The following is a 21,542-nucleotide window of genomic DNA, read 5'->3' on the forward strand; positions in this document are numbered from 1 at the left end:
TTAACAGCAGCATTAATGGGTTCAGCACTATTGCGGCCAATTATTGGTATAGGTGGAGTCGTTCAGTTTCAGCTCTTTCGCACTCAGCACCAGTTTAATCTGCATGGGAAATTCTCCGTCATGCTGATACACTTCCTGGTAGTCAATGCAATGGGCATCTGTAAACTCCAGCGTTTTAAGCTTACTCATGGTATCACGCCGGTAAAAGGTAATCAGCCCGCTTCGTGTCTGTTCCGGACTTATCATCCAGTCAAACAGATCGGATTGGCCGGTGCTTTCTACTGTAAGCATCACCGCCCCTCCTTTGGGTACTGAAGATGGCCTTCCCGTTGCGTCTGTTACCTGCGTAAAGCGAAAACTGCAATAAAGTATATTGGAGTTTTCACCTTCCAGCTCCATTTTGGCAATGAAAGACATAAGATGTTATTTATACTTTGTGAGATAAAAGACCATTAGGAGAAATAACAGGCAGCTGCATAGCTGCCTGTTTATAATACGTGTATAGTATGTACACACTAGTTCTTTACCCACTCGTTAATATGAGAACCTGTTCCCAGGGCTATCTCACGCGAACTAAGAGTAAAAGTTTCCGTTACCGGATTTTCGTCGTTGGAATTAAAGTTCTCTTTATATTCCACCAGGTAAGCTTCTTTGAAGTTCAGTTCTTTCAGCGTAGCGTTGTTGTCACGCTTTACAAACACAATAGAACCGTCTTTTCTTTCAAAGTTGTTACACATCCACTCGAAGAAGGTAGTGTCGCCGGTTGATTCAACCGTAAGCGTAATCTTTCCTCCGCGTGTAATGGAAGAAGGACGTCCTGTTGCATCAGTTTCCTGCTTCAGCTGATAATTGCAGTTCAGTACATTTACTTCCTGACCGCCTACCTTCAGTTTCACTGAAAATGACATAGTTGTAGATTTTTAGTTAATAAAAAATGGTATCAGACCAATTAAAAATAAAAACGATGTCCTGTACACCCACCGTAAGGCGAATGCATTCACTGTAGAGGCTATAATGCAGAAAGGGTAAGCTACAGGCTTTAAAAAGGTTAGTGGTGTAAGGTTGCTGTTAAACTATTTACCATCCTGTTCGTATGCCGACATCCATTCGGTTTTGTCGAGCTCTTCTCCCTTCTGGCCTTCCAGTTTAATAAGGAAAGTTTTGGCAGGGAAGTATGGCTTTAAGTGTATATCCAGATATATCCTGTCTTTTTGCAGCGGGTCCTGCTCAAACCTTCTGATGCTAAAGTTTTCAATCAGTTTACTGGGTCCGGTAATACCATCCAGAAACTTCACAATCTGTCCGTTCAGTTCTTTACGCGTGTTGGCAGTAAAGTTTTCAAAAGCACGTCTGTTTAAAAAGTCCATCATTACTTTGGTTACGTAATCAAATACGCGCACCACGGAATAGGTTTGTAAGCCCAGGTTATCACCATTAAACAGCGTTTTTGCAGAAAATGCCATCACCTTGCCGTACTCTTTCACCATGGGAATCAATCCCAGTTTTTCCAGATTGGCAATCTCACTCTTCTTCAGGTCAAACTTCACTCCATCCACTTCATTAATGCCACCGAATTTTTTACCGGCAGTAACCTGCGACATTAATGTATAATAAATCTTACCCCCCAATGCTGCCGCAGGGGGCACATATAAATGATCTTCTTCACCCACCGCATCCGCTTTACCACGGCCAACCAGCCAGTTACAGGTCATAACCACGTTGGAGCGGTACGGATCTCCACCGGTAAGGTTAGCTGCTTCAAACAGCTCCATTACATCATCCGGAGAATCCAGATTTTCAAAATCGGTAACCAGCATCACTTTATTGTCGTGCGCTATCTTGGCCCATTTCTCTACCACTTTATTACTTCCCAGATAGCCGGGCAGAATAAGAATGCTATAGTTATTACGCAGGTCCAGCCTGTCGTAGTTGCTGTTCAGTTCTTCATGTATCGCATCTATAAAACGGGTATTGTCCAGGTCTTTTAACTGGTCGGGCTCCGCGTTCATGATAGACACGTTTTTCACCTTCAGGCTTTCGGTATTCTTAAAGAACAACGCCACAGAACGATAACTGCGCTCCAGTTCCTCTGTGCGCTTCAGCGCATCTTTCAGGTTGGATTTCAGCACTCTATCTGCCTGTTCTGCGCGCGTATTGCAGGTGTTTACAATTTCAGATAAATCATCAGAACTGCTTAACACGTCTGCCCACCATTGCAGCGTTTTCTTCAACGCGACCCGCTCATCCTTCTTGGCAGCTTCTTCCAGAAATATCTTCTTACGGGCTTTACGCTCCGGATTTATATTTTGTACGCCATCTATGGCCGATTCCAGTAAATCAAACCCTCCCAGGCGCGCCAGCACCTGTAGTTTGGCTTCTAACGACTCTCCTCCTTCTACAACGGTTTTATAGGTGGAAGCATCCTGCTGAACTGCTTCGGCTGCCTTTACTTGTTCTGTAGACATAACATGTACTATTTGTGGGTAAGCGGTGTTTTGTAAAACGGTGTATTAACGGGCTGCATCCAGTTCCTGTATCAGAATGTTCAGGGCAGCCAGCAAATTGGCTTTGGTGTCTTTATCCGAAAGTGCCTGCTTCAACAACTTATTCGTTTTCAGTTGCTTTACTATCTTCTGATACTGCTGTTGCTTCATGTCCAGCTCTTTCAGGTAATCACTTTGCGCAGTAATCCCTTTCACGCCAAAATCTTCCAAACCGTTGAAACGTAAGGATTCCCGTTTGGTGGTACCTTCTTCTGTTTCAAACTCCATTTGTACATGCGGGGAAAAACGGCGGAACACACCGGTAATATCGGTTATGCCTTCTACTATTTCAGGCTTTACGGGTGGATCATCTGTCAGCTTCTCGGCCAGCAACACCCTGTTCTGCGGAATATCTGCAAAAGCTTCAAAGGCATCTGTTTTTACTTCAGTGCCACCAATTCCATACGGTTCAATGGGCATACTATATATTTTTTAACTGTTAGGTTAACTATCAGGTCTGTGGTTGAGGAAGGTTGTTTAAAAGGTTAGCAAATGCAGGTAATCGAATAAAAGCCATAATTATGCCATAGCCGTTCAAACAACATTAATTTTTTTATACGTTAATTGTTTTTTATTTACAGCCAAATCAACTCCCCATCTGCATTACAGTCCAGTACCGCCCGGCTTCCGGCCTGCAATTCGTTGCTAATGATCTTCTTAGAAAGCGGGCGGCGTATCTGGCTACGTATAACCCCGCCCAGCGGTCTGGCACCGTATTCAGGGGTAAAACCCATGACAGCCAGCTTCTTATGGGCAGCCGGTGTTATTTCCAGCTGTATCTGCTGTTTTGCCAGCGAGGCATACACCTCTTTCAGCTGAATATCCAGTATACGGGCTACCATAGTTTCCGTCATAGGCGCAAAAGGCACTATTTCGGTAAGCCTTCCCAGAAACTCCGGCCTGAAATGCCGGCTCATAATTTCCAGCAGCTCTATACTCTCCGGCACCTTTCCGTTCTGAAAGCTATCCACCACATACTTACTTCCAATGTTAGAAGTAAACAGAATCAATGCGTTAGAAAAATCGCCTTCCTTTCCCAGCTTATCATGCAATTTGCCTTCATCCATCAGTTGCAGAAACAGGTCGAATACAGAGGCGTGTGCTTTTTCTATCTCATCAAACAGCACTACCGAGTATGGCTGCTGCCGTATTTTGTTCACCAGCAGGCCGCCTTCCTCGTACCCAACATAGCCCGGAGGCGCACCATATAATAAAGCGGCAGAATGTTCCTCCTTAAACTCCGACATGTCAAACCGTATAATATTGCTTTCATCCTGAAACAGAAAACCTGCCAGCGCTTTGGCCAGTTCTGTTTTACCGGTGCCGGTAGGCCCCAGAAAAAAGAAAGAACCCATGGGCTGCCCCGGTTTACCCAGGCCCGAGCGCGATTCCAGTACTGCCTCACTGATTACCTTAACGGCATGGTCCTGCCCTATCACACGCTCCTTCAGCAGCTCCTGCATATTCAGCAACCGCTCTTTCTCCTGCGCCTGTACTTTTCCCAACGGAATACCGGTTTTATCTGCCACTATAGAAGCTATATCATGTTTCTCCAGTGTGGTACGCCCCTCCTGCATCAGCACCGTTAATCTGGTATATATATTATCCAGCAACTGCTTCCACCCGGCAGCGTCCTGCGGCAGCCCTCCCTGGTCTTCTTCCAGGCTGCTCCATATTACCGGGCTCACACTGCTTTTTAACTGCCGGTAATGCCACTGATAATCATCCGCCTCTGTGCCTTCCTGTTCTTTCAATACCTGCCATGCCTGCTGAAATACCTGCAGCATTTCTGTACCGGTATCGGCAATCAGGCGCAGCGCGGCCATAGAACGGTCTGTAAGGTCAATCGCAGCATCCGGCAGTCTCCGGTCTTTTATATATCTTTTAGCCAGCCTTACCGCCTCATGCAAGGTTTCGTCAGATACCTCTATACGATGGTGTTGCTGATACAAAGGCATTACCGTTTTCATCATCCGGAAGGCAGTAGCTGCATCCGGCTCTTCTACCTGCAGCAATTCAAAACGGCGGGCAAAAGCCTCGTCTTTTTCAATATGCTTACGGTACTCTTCCAGTGTGGTAGCACCTATAATCGTTACCGCGCCACGCGCCAGCTCGGGCTTCAGCAGGTTGGCAGCGCCGGCAAAGGAGCCCTGCTTATCCATCAGGGCATGTATTTCATCAATAAACAAAATAGCCTTATCGTACTGCTTTATCTCTTTCAGCACCGCTTTTAACCGCTCTTCTATTTCCCCTTTGTAACTGGCACCAGCCACCAGCGCCCCGTTATCCAGTTCAAACACTTTGGCCTGTTGCAAAAACAGCGGCACCTCCTTCGCATGCACCGCCAGCGCAAAACCATCCGCCAGGGCAGATTTACCTACACCCGGCTCCCCGGTTAATAAAACGTTGGGTTTAGAACGGCGGCTGAGTATTTCAGACATCATACGTATCTCCTGTTCCCTGCCTATAATCGGGTCCAGTTTGCCTTCTGCAGCAGCCAGCGTTTTATCGGCACAGTATTTCACCAGCGCCTGTGTACCAACCGTCGCTTCCGGCTTTTTACCGTTTCCGTTCTGTGTGCCGGATAATAGTTGCTGCTTGTCTGCTACCGCCACTACCGACTGCAACAAAGCATCACGCTGTAACGGAAACGATTTCAGCTGTTCATAAGTAAAACTTACACCCGGCGTACTCAAGGCCACCAGTACATGAAAAGGTTCCAGTTCATCCTTATTCAGCAACAGACGTACATTCTCTGCCTCATCCAGCAAAGCGCCCACCTCATCTGCTGCCAACACCGTACTGTTAAACACGGTACTTTTCGGAAAAGCTTCTATACGCACCTCTGCCCACTCTTCCAGGTAATATACATCTGCATCCATTTTTACCAGCAGTGGCTCCAGTGCTACATCCTTATGTAACAAAGCCTTCAGCAAATGCGGCGCTGCAAAACTGTTGTGCATGTTTTCACGGGCAATAGCGCGGGCAATTTCCACCGCCCGCTGCAATGCAGGCGATAAGGAGATATCGGTAGTGGTGATAGTCATAACGATCAGAATATTTTTTCAAAAAGGCTTTCTTTCAGTTTCATATTTACTACAAGCGCTACCACGCAGTTGGTCTTTTCATTTTTTACCATCTGCACGTTCAGCCGCCTGATCTTTTTTTCATTCTTCAGGGAAGACAATTTGTTACACAGCTCCGTAAAGGTTATTTCATTACCATTCAGGCTCACCTGTATATTCAGGTTATCGCACAGGTAAGGTCCAAAGCTCTGTGCGTTTTTAAACCCGGAGGCTACGCCCTTCAGCATGTTCTCAAAATCCTGGCGGGAAATCTCCGGCGCACGTTTCACCTCTACAGGCGCTTCCGGCATCTGGTCTTCCAGCGGGGCAGACGTAGGTTTATCCTGTATTACAATTACCGGTGCACCACCGCCACCCGAAGGCTTCTTCACCGGCGGCGGCGGCGCAGGGTTTACATACACCTTGCCTATCGCCAGCTGTAACGGATTATTGTTAATTACCAATGATATAGTTTTTAGCCCCGGTGTGCGATATACGTAAGAAGGATTACGCGCCGTGGCATCCACTCCCGCCGTTTCGCCAAAACGCCATTCCCAGTGTTCTGCTCCGTGGGTAGTATCTTCAAACTGCACAGATTTACCCACCTCGGCTGATTGCGGAAATATAAACTTCGGCAATAGCAAAGAATCCACCACCACCGGTGCGCGGGAAATATAAATAGTTTTGTACTCGGTGCATGTTCCATTTACTGTAAGTGCCACGGTGTACTCGCCCGGCTGGTCATAGGCATGCACGGCACTGGTTACGGCCGTTTCATTAGACTGGTTATCACCAAAATCCCAGTGCAGCTGTGTAAACTTACGCGCGTCTGTTTCAAAGCGTACCACCTCGCCTGTATAGTAGCTGCCAGCCCGTGTGGTAAGGTGAAAGGGAACACAGGGCTGATAATTTTTATAGCGGATCAACATAATGATAACAGCCAGTACAGCAGCCCCCAGCATTACCAGTATAACGTTTTCGTCTAACCGTATTGCCATTGCCTGCTTTTTTTGCATAGCTGTTGTGTTACCGTTTAACATTGGTATATATTTAGCTGTTCACAGGTATATGAAACCTTTGTATATTCTTACTGTTGCAGCTGCCGTACTGGCCGGATGTGGCTCTCAGAAAAAAAGCACCAAAAGCTATGACACTATTATTCTGAAAGGCGATACCGTTGCGGTTCCGCGTACGGCTATGGACAGTGCCATGATGCGCAACGAGTTGCTGAGGCAGAAGTACTCTTCCCACACCGGCATACCCGCAGACAGCATCCACAACCTTCCCCTGTACCGCTTTATCGACAGATGGCTGAATACGCCCTACCTCTGGGGCGGCACTGATGAAAGGGGTATTGACTGCTCTGCTTTTATTCAACGGCTGCTGGGCGATGTATATCATATTGAAATACCGCGCACTTCTGTTCAGCAGTTCTTTAACCGAAGCATAGAACCTTTTGGCAGCAGGCACTATCTCAGCGAGGGCGATCTGGTGTTCTTCCGCACCACGCAGGGCAAAGTAGTTTCGCATGTAGGGCTGTACCTGGGCAATAACACCTTTGTAAACGCTTCTGTTTCTAAAGGCGTAAGTATTGCCAGCCTTAACGATCCCTACTGGAAACAACGGTACGTGGCCGCCGGTCGTGTTAAAGTAAACAAGGGTACTGCACATAAATAACATTTAATAGCCGTTAGTACTTCTTCTTATTACATCCAGGTCTCTCCTGGCATTATCCAGGTCGCGCTGCGTTTGCTCATACTTCGCTTTGTATTCCTCCAGCTGCCTGGGCACATCGCCCATACTTACCACTTTGTTGGTACTTTCCTGGTAGCGGAGGTATACATCCAGTACCGTTTTATTCAGGCGGCTGTAAATACTGCTGTCCTTATATTGCAACTCCGTCAGCTCCCGTATTTTGGCAGCAATCTGCTGGTTCAGGTACACCAGGTTAGAGCCCGGCTTGTTCAGCGAGTCAATCAGCCCTCTGGCTTCATCCATGCTCTTAACAAACTTTTCCTGAGCAGTAGCCTGTATTTTAAAATGCGATACCTGCTCGCGCAGCATCTCATTGTCTTTAGTGGGTATGCGCATATCAAAATAAACCACACCTACAATCAATGCGGTAGATAACAGGAAGAAGAAAAGAAACTTCCAGAACGCCTGGCGCCTTTCCTGTATATTCATCACCTGTGACATAGTTCAGTTATTATTAGTGAGTAAAAAAGGGTTAATCTGCCAGAAAACTTCTACGCTTTCTCTGTTGTGCTTCTTCTTCCGGTACCACCAGCTGTTCTTTCACAAAAATGCCAGCCTCTTTCTTCTTACCTATGTAATCCAGCGCAGCAAGACTGTTAAACAGCTTCAGTAACAGCGTTGTAAATGTGAGTACCTTATCCACCCCTTCATAAATATCCAGGTGGTTGTATTTGTAGTTACACAAATCGGTAATGCTGTTCTCCAGCTCGGTTTGCTTAATACCGCACCACTCCGAAAAATAGTTAAACAACTCTTCCCGCAGGGTTCCAGTATACCAGTCCAGTATATTCTTACTTACTCTGGCAAAACCCGCAACACTGCTTATCATTTCTACCGGTGGCGCATACAGGTACACTAACCGTAAGCGGGTATATTCTACTGATAAATAATTAAGCAACCCTTCACAAAGCCGTTGCACCGGTTCAGACAAATCGTTCTGCTGTTTTTTCTGCAGAATCTTTTGTATTATCTGTACGGCGTTCAGCTCCATTCTGCCAAAAAACTGCTCCAGGCCGGCGTGTACTTCCAGTAAAGCGGCATGCCCGGCAGTAGCTGCTGCAGGTGGTATATAATATTCATCCAGCATTACCCGCTGCTCCGCTACATTTACTTTACCCACTGGTAACTGAAAATGCCCCAGTGTATGAATGGTGGTTTCTTCCACCGGCAACAGCAACAAGGCATAAGATGGCGTAGTATAGGGCAGGCGGGCAGGTACCTCATCAGGGTTAGCAGCGCCGCTGGCTACCCGCTCATACGGGTTTACGCTCAGTACCACATAATACTGCTGTTGTTTACCTGCCAGCTCAGCAAAGGGTACGCTAAGGCCCGGAATACGTGCCGCAAGGCCGCTGTTTTCCAGCGCAGTATCATTTTCTATTACAATGCTGTATCCGCCACGTGTAATGGCCCGGCACGATGTAACGCGTAGTTGTATATATTGCTGGTTATCGGCATTCAGCCATATGCCCGCACCTGCCTGGCGAATGGTATCGGCAGGCAGCAAACCATAGTTATGGTTGTTTAAAAAACCACTGTTTCCCAGCGCCTGCTGAAATGTAGTCGCATGTTGCTGCTCAATAAAATGATTCTTGTTAATCTTCATGCCGTCAACCCAGTTAACCGGCATGTACTCTTTTTGTGTGCTCATAGTTTTTTCGGTTAGGCGTTAAGAAATGCGACTACAGATAATCACATCGTTTTCCTTTATGTTATTCAGAAAAATGGTACGGTCAGTATCTACATATTGTGTAACAATGGTATACCACTTCGGTTTCTTAAAAAATATCCATCCGTTAGGCGCCCCTTCGCTGGAATAGTGGATAGAGCCGCCGGGATGTCTTTCGTTATAATCATTAATGAAATAATAGAACAGTTGTCCAAACTCCATATCAGCCGGCGCCTTAGCCCGGAAGTTGGTAAAGTATTTATCCGATTCCTTTTTCTGAAACTCAAAGCTTATTACCAACAGGTTTTTCAGCTTACTCTCATCCGGGTCCTGTATATGAGCATTTACCGGGTAATACCACTGTCTGAACACTTTGGCAGGAATACCCACCGCTGCGCGATACGTGTAAGCCACAAAAAAGGGAATAATGAAAGCGGTAACCGATGTAGCCATAATCAACTCAATGCCTTCCCGGTTGGTAATGCGGTACGTCATTACAAAACACATGGCTCCCGTTAGCATCAGCACTACCACAAATATCAGTTCCGCCCAAAAGCTGCCATCGCCCACCCATTTTAAAAACCGGTGTTGCAAAAACATATGGGCAGTTCCCATAGCAATAAACACTACCTGAAAAAAAATAAAATGCTGCAGATAGCTCGTAAAAGGAATAACTATAGCCAGCCCTGTTAACGCAAACAATGCACAGCATACCAGCAGGTATACAATTGAACTTTTAATGTAAGGCTTTACAGCTCCGCGAACTTTACCTATCACCAGTGTAAAAATGGCCGACAGGCTTAAAAAGCCCAGTCCCAGTAAAAGAAAGGAAGGGCTCATTTCGGGAGAAAACCATCTTTCCATTTTCATATCTTCTGCTTTATATATCTATAAAACGGAGGTATATCCCAAAACCGGTTGCTCCTCACTATCAAAACGCATACTTCCACTCTCTTTTTGAATTGCTATTTCTGTTATTATATCTGCTTCAGCCGGGGCAAAAAACCGGTTAAACGTATCCAGCAACAGGTGCTGCATACCCCCTTCCAGATACCCTGTAACCGTACTGTTGTGTAAGGGGCCAATGCGATAATGCAACACCGGATAATCTTCCATAAACGTGGTTCCGCAAATCATACTGTCACCCAGCTGCTGCACGCCCAGCCTACCCTGTAACGATGCGTCTGCTGTGGTAGGCAGCGGTGCCTTCACTGTTATCTTTACCGGCTCATTCAACAATAACTCCAGACAGTCCTGCATTAACGCTGTATTGCCGTTAATCATATGCGCGTACGGAATCAGCAGTATAAAAGAAGCCGTAACAGAAACGGGCAGTGCTGCAGGCAGGTTCCAGAAATCGGCTAAAAAGCGGTTCATCATACGGTCGCGTAACGCATCCAGCAAATGAATCTCTTCCCGCTCCAGTTGCAGCTGCTGATAAAAGAACTCGTTCTCAAACGGCTGAAAAAAACGCCGCACCTCTTTCTCTTTCAGTTTGTTCTGCTGGTATTGTGCCGCCATTTCTGCTGCACCTGCACGCCGCTGCAGGTCGCGGCTATCCGGCTGAAAAAACAGGCTTTCCGGCAGCATATCATAAAAGCCGGCGCGGGTAAGCTGTATTTCAGCAAAAGACCGGCGCCATTCATCTTCTACCATCGTTGCCCCCAGAATATCCTTTGTATAGGGCCTTTCAAAAAAGCGGTTATTGTTCACTACAAAATCGGTCCGCTGCAAACCATCGCACATCGCCTGCCATAGCAGCACTTCAGCCCTGGTATCGTGGTTCCGGTGCTGTAGCAGCCGCAATAAATGCGCTAATCGTTGTTCTGTTTCCATAGGTGTTTTTTAAGCGGCTTCTTCAATAAATATTCTGAAAGGCATAAACGCCATCGACTTCTCAGCCAGCTGTGCACTCAGGTGTTCTTTCCAGTAACTCAGTTCATCTTTTTCCAGTGCATCCAGATACGCTTTTCTATCCAGTACAATGGTTACATCAATCGTTTTCAAAAAACCACGCGTAGTATCGGCAGATACCATCACCCCTTTTTCCACAGCAATACGCTTTACGCCTTTTCCTACATATCCCAGGCAATACAGGCGTATGTCTTCCCGGCTCATTATTCTATCTTTTGATAGCACAGCCTGTTTGTAGGCAATTACGCTGTCTGTTTGCGTAAGCCTGTCTTTACCACCATGCATATTGGTAAGCAAACAAATATGTGCATGATTCACAGCCCCGGTTTTATAAGGCTGTAAAGGCGTACCGGCTTTAACCGCATTTCCCTGCGCGCCGTCTGTGCTCCAGTACTTTACAAACAAGTGGCGTGTATCTGCTTTTTTCCCTTTCCGTATTACCAGATAAGGTACCCGCTCTGCCGGTGCCTGCCGTTGAGACAACAGTTGCTCCAGCTTGGCTATCACCTGTTGCAGCTGCCTTATTTCTTCAGCAATAAGATCGCGGCCCAGACCGGAAAAAGCAGCACTTTCATCGCGCAGCAGCTGCACCAGATGCTGTATTACCATATTGGCATCACGCTCATCAAAACGCCCTGCTCCACCACTTCTGAATAACACATCTGTATCCTGCTGCGTATCCCCGGTGGTTGTGCGCAAATGCAGTGGCCTGCCATGCTCATCGGTAATGTCAGCTATATCAAAAAACTGCGCATCTGTGGTCAATGGTAACAGATTGGCCATATCCTGCAGGCGGTAGGTTATATCGTGCAGCCGCCTGTTTACTACCGGCATGCAGTTGGTAAAGCAACTCACATCTTCCAGCATTTCACTGGATATATTCTCCGGAAAAACAACCTTTATCCACTTCACCGGCCTTGCTTCCATAGCCTGCCAGTGCTGCGGTGCAAACAGGTTGCGTAATTCATTGGGAACCACCGGCTGTGCTATAACGGTATGCTGCTCCGCATCAGCCAGCGATACAAAACAATGCTCGTACAAATGCCTTATCTGCCGCAGATAACGGGTAGCCGGTCCTGTTTGCTGCAGCACCTGCTCCATCATACCAGCCGCATCGTCTGCATCTGTTGTGTTATAGCCTTTTCTGGTATCCAGCCCTTTGCCTTCTATGCTCCATTTGGCTTTAGGTAACTGACTATAAAAGGCAGGCTTGTTTACTTCATTGCGTATCTGAAAATAAAACTGAGTAGCATCCAGGCTTACTGTTGGCTGGTCAATGCCCAGCCACAAAGTATTTGGTGGCAGCACCTGCTGGGGCTGTGTATAAGCCATCAGTTCTTTTGCCATAGCATCGGTATACCGGAACAGTTTGTTACCGGTAGCCATATATTGCACAGCACATTTGTTGAGTGTAAACCGGCCCGCGGGTGTAAAAAACAAATCCCGGGTGCCAGGCGCTTCCTGTTCCGAACCGCCACTGATACGCCTGCTGTAGAAGAACTGATCCGATTCACGGATAACCGTTTGCGCTTCTGTACTTAATGCATACAGCACGCCCGATGCAGGTAAGGGCCCGGTAAGCACTTCAGGCGCCATCAGCTGCACCATCTTCTCCAGTACCCGGGTACGCGACAAATGTATTTCGTTGGAAAGGCGTTCAAACTCAGCCGCATTTACTGCCAGCAGTAAGGATACCAGCGGATCGAAGTCGGTGGCCGCATCGGCTTCCGGGTAGCCCCAGATACGCGCAGCAGCCTGCAACATTCTCGCTTTGATATGTTCACTATTCTCGTGCATGGTATTTGTCACTTATCAGGTTAACAGGGTGTGTGGTTAGTGTACGGTAAAGTGTTTTTAGTTGTTAGTTGTAAGCAAGGGGACTTATAAAAAAGCTGTCCCGGTATGTTATTGGTTCATTCGTTGCTTTCAGGGTTCCTGTAATTGTTATCGACATCTTTTTCTTTACACGCGCCTCAGCAGACGCTGCTGCTACCTCTTCCTGATTCACTGTCAGTTGCACACGCACTTTCTCCAGCCGCTTTTCGTATTTCTGAATAGCACGCACCAGCGACTGTAAAATGGTTTCTTTTTGTCTGGAACGGTAGCTTACATTATCAAAGTCTTCATCCCATAGTCCATTTCCAAATTCAGGATCACATAATAATTCGCCGAATGAAGTCGTTAGAATCAGGTGTAAATGGTGCGCCACAGATTGTTTCAGTGAGCATTTGGGTAACTCCTGTTTCTTAATAATCTTACCGGGATCCAGAGGTAGTGTGTAATAGTCAAACTGCATACCTGCCTTTTAATAATACTGTGAAAATCAAATAAAAAGGTAAACAGCGAGCCAGGTTCAAAAGGGATTGTCTTGGACATCGGCAACGCGAAGAACTGATATAAAACAAAAATGGTGCCTTTTTTAGTTGGAAATTTTAAGGTTAAACAAATATAATTGGATTGTAATTTGATAACAGATCAGTACCTGCATGCTGACTTCATACACCAAAAACAAACACCGTTATGAGTAACTCCGCTTCTGATGTTAAGTACATTGTGGTAGGTGTTGATGGCACCGGCTCAGGCAGCTGGCGCAAGGCAGACGGCAGCAACAGCCATATTTTCCAATTTGTGCGCGACTTCCGGTTTGGTACCATGGGCATTGATAGAAAGTTTTTCGATGGCCCTTCCGATTCGGTTTCAGGGCGTGAGTCTGAAGCCATTCTGCAAAGGGCGCTGGACTTTATTATGCACCGCCTTTCTGTGCTGTTTCCGCAAATACGCAATGGCAATATACATGCGCTGGATATGTACGATGTAAATAGTTGTATGCAGGCCAGCGAGCAAACCAGTATGGGATATATGAACGGGTATAGCTATACCTCTTCTTATGTAACCCGACTGCCTGTGCGTGTTACACCGCAGATGTTGTCTAAACAGCCTTTTAACCATAGTCAGGTACGTATTGTACTGGCCGGCCACTCCCGCGGCGGCCTGGTGGTTACCACACTGGCACGTATGTTAAGCCCGGTAGCACAGGTATATTTTATGGGCCTGTACGATTCGGTTGACAGGCAGCCCTGCCTGGATGGGGCAGTGGTAGAAAATACCAGATATGTATTTCATGCCCGCCGCCACCCGGATGTTCACTCACGTGGCTTCTTCAGCAATACTTCTACGCAGTACAAATCAGAATATCATGAAGAGCGGTTCTTCTATACCTCCCATGGCGGCATAGGCGGTTCTTATGTAACCAACCGTTCAGACATGACTTTCTTTGGGGATGATTCCTGTATAGTAAAACCAGATACTATAACCATTACAGATGGTATGGGTAACCCTATGACGATAGATAATGTAAACCCACTTACCAAAAAGTTTCACAAGCCGATAGATGAAATATGCATAGAAGGCAGCGATGAAGCAGATAAGTTTATACGGGAAGGGGCCAGACGCTTTGGACTACCTATTAACTAGCAACACAATAACTAAAATAAAAAGTCATTAAGTACGTGTAATAAGCCCACACGATCTTAATGACTTTTTCTTATCTATACCAATGACTACTATGGTGCTACCAGGCGGAAGCCATTGCCATGTATGTTCACTATTTCAATATTGTTATCTTCCTTCACATACTTACGCAGCTTGGCAATATACACGTCCATACTACGGCCATTGAAGTAAGTATCGCTACCCCATATCTTTTTCAGCGCACGCTCGCGTGGCAGTAAGTCGTTCTTATGCTCTGCCAGCATTTTCAGCAGTTCATTCTCTTTAGGAGAAAGGGTTTGCGTTTTGCCATCAATAATCAGCTCACGCAGCTTGGGGTTAAAATGATAACGTCCCAGATCAAACTCTACGTTTTCGCTTTCTTTTACGCTTTCTTCATTGCGCTTCAGTATTGCTTTTATTTTCAGCAGCAGTACTTCACTGTCAAACGGCTTGGTAATATAATCATCCGCGCCCAGCTTATACCCCTGAATAATATCATCCTTCATGGTTTTAGCGCTCAGGAAAAACAAGGGAACATCCGGATCAATATCCCTGATTTCCTCTGCCAGTGTAAAACCATCCATATTAGGCATCATTACATCCAGCAGACATATATCAAATTTCTCGCGCTGATATGCCGCCAGTCCTAAACGGCCATCTCTTTCAAGCGTTACATCATAATCATTCAATTCCAGATAATTCTTCAATACCATCCCCAGATTCTGATCGTCTTCACACAATAAAATCTTGTATTCCTTTCCTTCCATATTTTATGATTTAAGATTTGATGGCTAAAATATACGATAAGTTACAAAACTTATCTTAAATCCCTCAATAACACCTTTTTAAAGTAAACCCGATCCCCCATATACTCCCATCTGGCGGTACCATCACTCAGCAATCCTTCCTTCTTCACCGGACCTGCCTTACCGGAAACACCGGCTGTTACACAGCGGTACACATCCTCGTTAATATACACAGTTTGCCCGGCTGCATAGCCCATGCCCCCCTTCCAGCGACTACCAGCTGCAAAACCCGAATTGGCAGCTACCCAACCATAAACATCATTTTGTGGTGAAATGTTGCGGATTACCGATCCGGCGGAGTAGTTTCCGTAAACAGGCGCCTGTAAACCATAGCTTTCGGTAATCACCTTGGGCTTGTGCCGCTGGTTCAGGCCGGGAATAATGATATCTGGCTGATCGTCTGTGCTACCCGAAAAGTTGTTTTTAAAACTCACCAGCGGAAAGTAATTCTCGCTGTTTACGCTGTATTCCGCAATATTGTCCGAAAAACCTATCTCATCCATCAGGTGTCCGTTTACCTGATTATCGGTCACCAGCAGGTTATTAAACTTACCAAAGCCCTTGGCACTGAAATAAATACCATGTGTGGTAAACACTGTATCGTTCCGCGAACTGTACGATCCGCGGCTATCATTCCGCAGCTGGTTGCGTGAGATATTGAAATTGGTAATCCACGCGTTCTGGGCCTCTACAAATATATCTGCCGCAACAGGTTTGTTGTAGAAGTTGGTACCATCCACAATGGTATTGCCTTCTACCTGGCTAAACAGATTGGTACCAATGGCGCACATAAGTATACCGTGTACACCAAACTTGTCAATGTAGTTATTCTTGATTTTTAACTCACGGCTCTGCCCATTTACATAAATACCGTTACACTTCATGTTACTAAGGGTGTTGCCCTCAATTACAATATCGGTACCAGCGCCCTTTTGCGTGTTTACCACCATAATGGCATTACCGTCTTCCAGCACATAAGGTGCATCTTTATCAGCAGGCAATGCACCTATGTACCGGATAATGTTGTTGGTTACTTTTACGTGGTTGGCATCAATAATATAAAAGCCACAGTTTTGAAAGGTTGCAGCACTTTGCCCTTTTTTAGGGGTATAATTACCCGTTACAAAGTTATTGCTGATAATGGTACTGCTGGAGGCGGCCAGCCCATAATCGTCCCCTACAAATATGGCTGCTGCAGAACCGGCGTTGCCTGCGTTTTTATCGCCGGCGTTATTAAAAGTGTTGTTATTAATAACAATCCGTTCACAACGCTGAAAGTCCATACCGTTATCTCCGGTGCGGTTAAGGCTGTTGCCTGATACTTCCACATCTACACACTGCTGGTTAGCCAGGCCTATGCCGGATATATTTTCCAAACGGTTATCCCGTATTTTCAGCCCTGATATTTTAAAAGAAGAAATACAATGTGTGCCCACAAACTCAAAGCTGTTGCGCTCCAGCAGTATATTGGCACAGCCTGTTCGCCCAAAGTTGGAAATAGCACCATCTACGGCTGCAAAATCTATATTGTAACGGCCTATGCGCTTAAAATCACAATCGCGTATGGTTACGTTAGAGGCTTTGTACAAAATACCTTTACCAAAGGCATCTGCAAATCCGCAGCGCTGAATCAGGATGTTGCTGGCCGGCTCAATATCAAACGTAATGTTAATTAAAGCATAACGTCCGGCAGTGGCCGCAGACCGGTCTTTATCGCCACGGGGCCTGCCTCCTGAAAAACTAATATCCTCTACTGTAACATTGTTGCCGGTAATATTTACCAGTGCCGGAAAGTCGTGGCTAAAGCCCCGGTCGGTTTGTATAACCGTAGTGTTTCTTGCGGCTCCTTTCAGATAGGTACCCGATGTAAGGTTCAGCGTGGTATTTTCTGTAATGTAATAGATACCAGCAGGTAACACCAGTGGCACCCGTGCAGCTGCTGCCGCCTGAATGCCCGCCTGCAAAGCCACCGCATCGTTGGTTACCCCATCGCCTTTAGCACCAAACCATTTTACATTCAGCCCTTCCTGCATAGAAAACAGGCGCTGCCACGTACCGGCACCAATACGCGTGGCCGGAAAAGCAGTGCCGTTGTTGTATTTCTCTTCTCTGGTATACCGGAAAAGTCCGCCCCGCTCACTGTCTGTAACCAATACGCCCGTAGATGTATCAGTTATACCCTGCATTCCGGCAATATCTGTAACCGTTACCGTAGTCATCTTCACCTGTGCGCCTGCACGGCTTGCCGAACAAACACATGCTAACAATAAATAATAAATCAATTTTCCTCTAAAAATCCTCATCTGGTTCCCGGTTTTAATATTAAATCAGTGGCACTATAATTATACCAGTTTTTTTAGGCATAGTTGTTGCCTTTTTCACTTTTGAAAACGTGGTATTATGAGTTCGAGATTTGATTATATAGTGCGGATATCGCTGTTGCTGTTTGACTTTCTGCTATTGAACGGTACGCTTCTGATAGCCTTTGAAATATTCGATTCCTACCGGTTAATGTTACCGGGCACACGGGTCAATCTCATCTATATCACAAACCTTATCTGGCTGGCACTCACGGCATTACTTAAAATGTATAACCACCGCCCTTCCGGCCGCTATTCGCACCTCAAAAATACCACAATTAATAGTTTACTGGTGTTCGCACTTTTCTTTGGCTTTTATCTGGTAATTGTTAAACAGGACGATATCAGCCTGGGCTTTACGTTGTATTTTATGATTCAGTTTATAACAGCCATCTGCTGTACGCGACTGGCATTGAAAGCTATTATCAGGGCTTTTGTTAAAAATACACGCACCCGTAAAAAGATCGCGATTATCGGCTTTAACGAAACAGGACGCAAACTGGCCGAATACTTCTCAGGACAAAAAACCACGTTTGAATTCACCGGCTTTTTTGATGATGAAATTACTAAAACAAATGCCCTGGCACTCGCTCCTGCAGATATACACGATGCGCACCTTAATAATATGCGCAACATCAGAGGCAGTGTGAAAGACATTTTTGATTACGCAATTAACAATAACATAAAGGAGATATACTCCACACTGCTGCCGGATGATAACAAGAATGTGCAGGAACTGATGACCATGGCAGATAAACATTTTCTGCGCATCAAGTTTGTGCCCGACTTCACCAATATGCTCCGCAGCACGTATCACATCAACTACCTCAGCCAGTTTCCGGTAATTTCCTTACGGGATGAGCCGCTGGAAGATACGCGCAACCAGTTGTTTAAGCGCGCCTTCGACATATTATTCAGCGTGTTTGCACTGGTGTTTGTGGTAAGCTGGGTGTATCCTATTCTGGCCATACTTATCAAACTTTCTTCCCGTGGGCCCGTCGTTTTTAAACAGCTCCGCAGCGGACAGGATAATAAGCCTTTCTGGTGCTACAAGTTCAGAACCATGCAGGTGAACACACAAAGCGATAGCGCACAGGCCAGTAAAAACGATACACGGGTAACCTGGATTGGCAACATTATGCGCAAGACCAGCCTGGATGAACTGCCACAATTCTTTAACGTGTTAATGGGTGATATGAGTGTGGTAGGCCCCCGCCCGCACATGCTTATGCACACGGAACAATACAGTGCTATCATAGGTAAATTTATGGTGCGTCACTTTGTAAAACCCGGCATCACCGGCTGGGCGCAAATCAACGGATTACGCGGCGGCACTGAAACCAATGAGTTGATGGAAAAGAGAGTAGAACACGATATCTGGTACATGGAACACTGGTCTATCTGGCTGGATGTTAAGATTATATTCCGCACCGTGTACAACGCATTAAAAGGAGAGGAAATGGCTTATTGAAAGTCAAGTCAAAAGTGAAAATTAAAAGGTCAAAATTAAAAAATTGGTTTATAGTTCTCTTCTTGCTGCATCGGGGTATGCCAACAGTATCCAGGTAGACAGATAAGCAAACTCCGGAACAGAAACCATCATAATCAGATAAGTAGCTATTAACGCAGTTCTATAATAATAGCGCTCATCTTTTTCACCTTTCAGGCGTACAAAGGAATGTTTGAAAAAGAACCAGGTAAAGAGTAGTATACCAATAAGGCCATTGTTTACCAGTAGCGTTGAAAAGAAATCAGTAGACCGTATATACCCAAAGCCCAGGCCGGTAAGTTTCCCTATCCAGTTCATATCATTCCACCAGAAAGCCAACTGATTTTTAAAAAACAGGGAACGTTCCTGCCCGGACGTGTTACCGCCGGTGAGTTTATCAATTAGCGTATCATCTGCAAAGTGTTTAAAGCCCGCACTGGTATAATAAGCAGCCACCAGTATAATCAGCCCCATAGGCACCATCCATAACAGATAACGTTGAATCCGCTTTTCATGCGCAGCCACAGCCAATGCCAGCACCGCCATACCCAGCCAGGCAGAGGTGGAAAAACTTAGCACCAGCGCAATACCAAACAGTACAATATCTACCGTACGTTTTAAACTTACCGCCAGTATCCAGAAAGGCACTACGGTAAAAGCAAACATCGAGGGCTCGCCGGTAAGGCTTTTTAACCGCTGAATAACCCAGCCACCTACCTGCATGGTCTGAAACAGGCTTCCCGGCGTATGGGCAAATTGCCGGTTGCTGATAAAGTCGCCATTGCGGCCGGTAAACTGAAATAGTATTATCTCCAGAAAACCGTAAGCCACCAGCACACGAAGGCCGTTGTAGAACACCGCAATATGCCTGCGGGTACCCAGATGCTTTACATACAGGTACAGCAAAAAACCTGCGAACAGGTATAAGGATTGTGTGAATAAGCTTTTCCGTAAAAATACTTTCTGCGTATCGCTGTCGTCCGTTAAACGCAGGGTGGGTGTTAGCTGAATGCCCGAGTAATACACATATAACTGAGCCAGCGCATTAACAAACAGGAAGATGCCTGCTATGGCAATAAACTCTTTATGAAGAAAGCTGCCGCTTTTAATACTGTAATACATGGCCAGCGGCGCCAATAGAAAAATCAACAGATAAGACGGTACCGAAAATGATACCGAAGGCATAAGAACAACAGATGTAAAACCCGCAATAAACAGTACAATGCTGAGATAACTGTCAAGAACGCGCTTTAATTGCATCATAAGGCGAATGGCTGGTATGGGTTGAGAATTTTTCTTTCAGAGGATAATAGCCAGGCAAAACCTCTTCTACAAATTTCTGTATTTTTCTGATAAAACGGTTTTCAGAAAAATGCTGCACATACTGCCTGATAAACTGCGGATCAAAGTGCAGCTGCTCAAAAGCTTTTACTGCACCGTCCAGCGCCTGCACCGATTGCTCCTTAAAAAACAGGGCGGTACTTTTTGCACTGTTATAGGTATATGGTATCATGGTATCTAATATACCACCTTTTCCAAAAGCAATTACCGGTCTGCCGGAAGCTGCCGATTCCAGCGGGGTTATACCGTAATCTTCCTGTTGCGGGAAAATCAATGCTTTAGCCTCTGCGTAGGTCTGCGCCAATTGTTTGGCATCCAGTCCGTTCAGAAACACAATATTATCTTTTGCACGTTTTTTCAGTTCAGCCTCCTGAGAGCCTTTGCCCACAATTACCAGTTTTTTATCAGGCATGGCGTTAAACACGTCAATTACCAGATCTACTTTTTTATAAGGCTCCAGGCGGGATACCACCAGATAATAATCTTTTACCGCATCGGCTACATAAAAGTTTTGCAGCTTTACTGAGGGATTGATGATAGTTACTGCATTGCGTGGATGGTAAGCTTCTTCCAGCGCAGCCTTCATACCAATAGAGTTGGCGATATAGAAATCAGTACGTTTAGAAGCAAATTTGTCCAGGTGTCTTAACAAAGCAGCCCCTGCCAGAAACAAACGGCGGAACAGCCAGTTTTTGTTCATCAGGTTCTCGTACGACCATGGGCGCCATGCCACCCGTAAAGGAGTATGGCAATAACTGATAACGGTAGTTCCTTTGTCAACACGGATGAATTTAGCGCAGTGTGTAGTGGAAAGCAGTACCACATCATAACCACGTAAACGGATAGAACGCATAGCCAGCAGCGCAAAAGGAAAGAACAGCAGCTTCACCAGCTTATCGTTTTTACCTATCTTCTGAAACCAGGAAGTAATAATGTTAGCGCCTTTAAATTCAGGGTAAGTACGCTCACTGTTATAGCAAAGGGTATAGATAGGAGCATCGGGAAATGCTTTATGCATACTTAACACAACCTGCTCTGCGCCACCTTTTCTTACCAACTCATCGTGTACAATTGCTACCTTCATGGGAATGCTGCTTTTTTCAATTTA

At 45.8% G+C, this 21,542-nt stretch carries 19 protein-coding genes; 3 read left to right on the forward strand and 16 right to left on the reverse strand.

The window, feature by feature from the left end:
• Positions 1-27: 27 nt before the first annotated feature.
• The 6 genes from tssD (IEY13_RS25830) to IEY13_RS25855 all read right to left on the reverse strand — a co-directional run bounded on the left by tssD (IEY13_RS25830) (position 28) and on the right by IEY13_RS25855 (position 6,624).
• The gene (gene tssD / locus IEY13_RS25830; protein ID WP_188957860.1) at positions 28-417 is read right to left on the reverse strand and encodes a type VI secretion system tube protein TssD; all 390 of its coding nucleotides are present in this window, start codon (positions 415-417) and stop codon (positions 28-30) included.
• A gap of 98 nt (positions 418-515) precedes the next feature.
• The gene (tssD, locus tag IEY13_RS25835) at positions 516-908 is read right to left on the reverse strand and encodes a type VI secretion system tube protein TssD (RefSeq protein ID WP_188957862.1); all 393 of its coding nucleotides are present in this window, start codon (positions 906-908) and stop codon (positions 516-518) included.
• 165 nt (positions 909-1,073) lie between these two features.
• Positions 1,074-2,465, reverse strand: a complete 1,392-nt coding sequence (locus IEY13_RS25840; RefSeq protein WP_188957864.1) for a DUF5458 family protein — start codon at positions 2,463-2,465, stop codon at positions 1,074-1,076.
• Between the two features lie 45 nt (positions 2,466-2,510).
• The gene (locus tag IEY13_RS25845) at positions 2,511-2,963 is read right to left on the reverse strand and encodes a hypothetical protein (protein WP_188957866.1); all 453 of its coding nucleotides are present in this window, start codon (positions 2,961-2,963) and stop codon (positions 2,511-2,513) included.
• Between the two features lie 155 nt (positions 2,964-3,118).
• Entirely contained in the window at positions 3,119-5,590 is a 2,472-nt protein-coding gene (locus tag IEY13_RS25850; protein WP_229688023.1) for an ATP-dependent Clp protease ATP-binding subunit, read from the reverse strand.
• Positions 5,591-5,595: 5 nt separating this feature from the next.
• The gene (locus tag IEY13_RS25855; protein WP_188957868.1) at positions 5,596-6,624 is read right to left on the reverse strand and encodes a PKD domain-containing protein; all 1,029 of its coding nucleotides are present in this window, start codon (positions 6,622-6,624) and stop codon (positions 5,596-5,598) included.
• Between the two features lie 52 nt (positions 6,625-6,676).
• Between IEY13_RS25855 and IEY13_RS25860 the strand changes: the two genes are divergently transcribed.
• Positions 6,677-7,285: a C40 family peptidase gene (locus IEY13_RS25860; protein WP_188957871.1), complete on the forward strand. Its 609-nt coding sequence runs from the start codon at positions 6,677-6,679 to the stop codon at positions 7,283-7,285.
• 3 nt (positions 7,286-7,288) lie between these two features.
• Here the strand turns inward: IEY13_RS25860 and tssO are convergent, their stop codons facing one another.
• The 6 genes from tssO to IEY13_RS25890 all read right to left on the reverse strand — a co-directional run bounded on the left by tssO (position 7,289) and on the right by IEY13_RS25890 (position 13,242).
• A complete protein-coding gene (gene tssO, locus IEY13_RS25865) occupies positions 7,289-7,804 on the reverse strand; it encodes a type VI secretion system TssO (protein ID WP_188957873.1) in 516 nt (171 codons plus the stop codon).
• Between the two features lie 31 nt (positions 7,805-7,835).
• Complete coding sequence (locus tag IEY13_RS25870) at positions 7,836-9,014, reverse strand: hypothetical protein (RefSeq protein WP_188957875.1); 1,179 nt, start codon at positions 9,012-9,014, stop codon at positions 7,836-7,838.
• 18 nt (positions 9,015-9,032) lie between these two features.
• Positions 9,033-9,902: a TssN family type VI secretion system protein gene (locus IEY13_RS25875; RefSeq protein WP_229688024.1), complete on the reverse strand. Its 870-nt coding sequence runs from the start codon at positions 9,900-9,902 to the stop codon at positions 9,033-9,035.
• 18 nt (positions 9,903-9,920) lie between these two features.
• Entirely contained in the window at positions 9,921-10,868 is a 948-nt protein-coding gene (locus IEY13_RS25880) for a type VI secretion system baseplate subunit TssG (protein ID WP_188957877.1), read from the reverse strand.
• A gap of 9 nt (positions 10,869-10,877) precedes the next feature.
• Positions 10,878-12,743: a type VI secretion system baseplate subunit TssF gene (locus tag IEY13_RS25885; RefSeq protein WP_188957879.1), complete on the reverse strand. Its 1,866-nt coding sequence runs from the start codon at positions 12,741-12,743 to the stop codon at positions 10,878-10,880.
• Between the two features lie 64 nt (positions 12,744-12,807).
• Positions 12,808-13,242 (reverse strand): GPW/gp25 family protein, encoded by a 435-nt coding sequence (locus IEY13_RS25890; RefSeq protein ID WP_188957881.1) that lies wholly within the window; start codon positions 13,240-13,242, stop codon positions 12,808-12,810.
• 224 nt (positions 13,243-13,466) lie between these two features.
• Here IEY13_RS25890 and IEY13_RS25895 point away from each other — a divergent pair, with 224 nt between their 5' ends.
• Positions 13,467-14,420, forward strand: a complete 954-nt coding sequence (locus tag IEY13_RS25895; protein WP_188957883.1) for a hypothetical protein — start codon at positions 13,467-13,469, stop codon at positions 14,418-14,420.
• Positions 14,421-14,509: 89 nt separating this feature from the next.
• Here the strand turns inward: IEY13_RS25895 and IEY13_RS25900 are convergent, their stop codons facing one another.
• Together IEY13_RS25900 and IEY13_RS25905 are read right to left on the reverse strand one after the other, a co-directional pair.
• Positions 14,510-15,205 carry a response regulator transcription factor gene (locus IEY13_RS25900; protein ID WP_188957884.1) on the reverse strand — a complete coding sequence of 232 codons (696 nt, stop codon included), beginning with the start codon at positions 15,203-15,205 and terminating at the stop codon, positions 14,510-14,512.
• A gap of 50 nt (positions 15,206-15,255) precedes the next feature.
• Positions 15,256-17,547, reverse strand: a complete 2,292-nt coding sequence (locus IEY13_RS25905) for a right-handed parallel beta-helix repeat-containing protein (RefSeq protein WP_188957886.1) — start codon at positions 17,545-17,547, stop codon at positions 15,256-15,258.
• Between the two features lie 97 nt (positions 17,548-17,644).
• On the opposite strand from IEY13_RS25905, the gene IEY13_RS25910 reads away from it, so the two are divergent.
• Positions 17,645-19,075, forward strand: a complete 1,431-nt coding sequence (locus tag IEY13_RS25910) for an undecaprenyl-phosphate glucose phosphotransferase (protein ID WP_188957888.1) — start codon at positions 17,645-17,647, stop codon at positions 19,073-19,075.
• A gap of 48 nt (positions 19,076-19,123) precedes the next feature.
• Here IEY13_RS25910 and IEY13_RS25915 read toward each other — a convergent pair whose 3' ends face one another.
• Together IEY13_RS25915 and IEY13_RS25920 are read right to left on the reverse strand one after the other, a co-directional pair.
• Positions 19,124-20,356: a hypothetical protein gene (locus IEY13_RS25915; RefSeq protein ID WP_188957890.1), complete on the reverse strand. Its 1,233-nt coding sequence runs from the start codon at positions 20,354-20,356 to the stop codon at positions 19,124-19,126.
• Positions 20,331-21,518 carry a glycosyltransferase gene (locus IEY13_RS25920; RefSeq protein WP_188957892.1) on the reverse strand — a complete coding sequence of 396 codons (1,188 nt, stop codon included), beginning with the start codon at positions 21,516-21,518 and terminating at the stop codon, positions 20,331-20,333. Before IEY13_RS25920 ends, IEY13_RS25915 begins: the two co-directional genes overlap by 26 nt.
• Positions 21,519-21,542 lie beyond the last annotated feature (24 nt).

Source organism: Filimonas zeae, from assembly GCF_014641615.1.
GTDB classification, from domain to species: Bacteria; Bacteroidota; Bacteroidia; order Chitinophagales; family Chitinophagaceae; genus Filimonas; species Filimonas zeae.

Coding starts and splice junctions, on each gene's coding strand:
- tssD (WP_188957860.1), bottom strand. CDS start 417: ATGTCTTTCATTGCCAAAATGGAGCTGGAAGGTGAAAACTCCAATATA.
- tssD (WP_188957862.1), bottom strand. CDS start 908: ATGTCATTTTCAGTGAAACTGAAGGTAGGCGGTCAGGAAGTAAATGTA.
- IEY13_RS25840 (WP_188957864.1), bottom strand. CDS start 2,465: ATGTCTACAGAACAAGTAAAGGCAGCCGAAGCAGTTCAGCAGGATGCT.
- IEY13_RS25845 (WP_188957866.1), bottom strand. CDS start 2,963: ATGCCCATTGAACCGTATGGAATTGGTGGCACTGAAGTAAAAACAGAT.
- IEY13_RS25850 (WP_229688023.1), bottom strand. CDS start 5,590: ATGACTATCACCACTACCGATATCTCCTTATCGCCTGCATTGCAGCGG.
- IEY13_RS25855 (WP_188957868.1), bottom strand. CDS start 6,624: ATGCAAAAAAAGCAGGCAATGGCAATACGGTTAGACGAAAACGTTATA.
- IEY13_RS25860 (WP_188957871.1), top strand. CDS start 6,677: ATGAAACCTTTGTATATTCTTACTGTTGCAGCTGCCGTACTGGCCGGA.
- tssO (WP_188957873.1), bottom strand. CDS start 7,804: ATGTCACAGGTGATGAATATACAGGAAAGGCGCCAGGCGTTCTGGAAG.
- IEY13_RS25870 (WP_188957875.1), bottom strand. CDS start 9,014: ATGAGCACACAAAAAGAGTACATGCCGGTTAACTGGGTTGACGGCATG.
- IEY13_RS25875 (WP_229688024.1), bottom strand. CDS start 9,902: ATGAAAATGGAAAGATGGTTTTCTCCCGAAATGAGCCCTTCCTTTCTT.
- IEY13_RS25880 (WP_188957877.1), bottom strand. CDS start 10,868: ATGGAAACAGAACAACGATTAGCGCATTTATTGCGGCTGCTACAGCAC.
- IEY13_RS25885 (WP_188957879.1), bottom strand. CDS start 12,743: ATGCACGAGAATAGTGAACATATCAAAGCGAGAATGTTGCAGGCTGCT.
- IEY13_RS25890 (WP_188957881.1), bottom strand. CDS start 13,242: ATGCAGTTTGACTATTACACACTACCTCTGGATCCCGGTAAGATTATT.
- IEY13_RS25895 (WP_188957883.1), top strand. CDS start 13,467: ATGAGTAACTCCGCTTCTGATGTTAAGTACATTGTGGTAGGTGTTGAT.
- IEY13_RS25900 (WP_188957884.1), bottom strand. CDS start 15,205: ATGGAAGGAAAGGAATACAAGATTTTATTGTGTGAAGACGATCAGAAT.
- IEY13_RS25905 (WP_188957886.1), bottom strand. CDS start 17,547: ATGAGGATTTTTAGAGGAAAATTGATTTATTATTTATTGTTAGCATGT.
- IEY13_RS25910 (WP_188957888.1), top strand. CDS start 17,645: ATGAGTTCGAGATTTGATTATATAGTGCGGATATCGCTGTTGCTGTTT.
- IEY13_RS25915 (WP_188957890.1), bottom strand. CDS start 20,356: ATGATGCAATTAAAGCGCGTTCTTGACAGTTATCTCAGCATTGTACTG.
- IEY13_RS25920 (WP_188957892.1), bottom strand. CDS start 21,518: ATGAAGGTAGCAATTGTACACGATGAGTTGGTAAGAAAAGGTGGCGCA.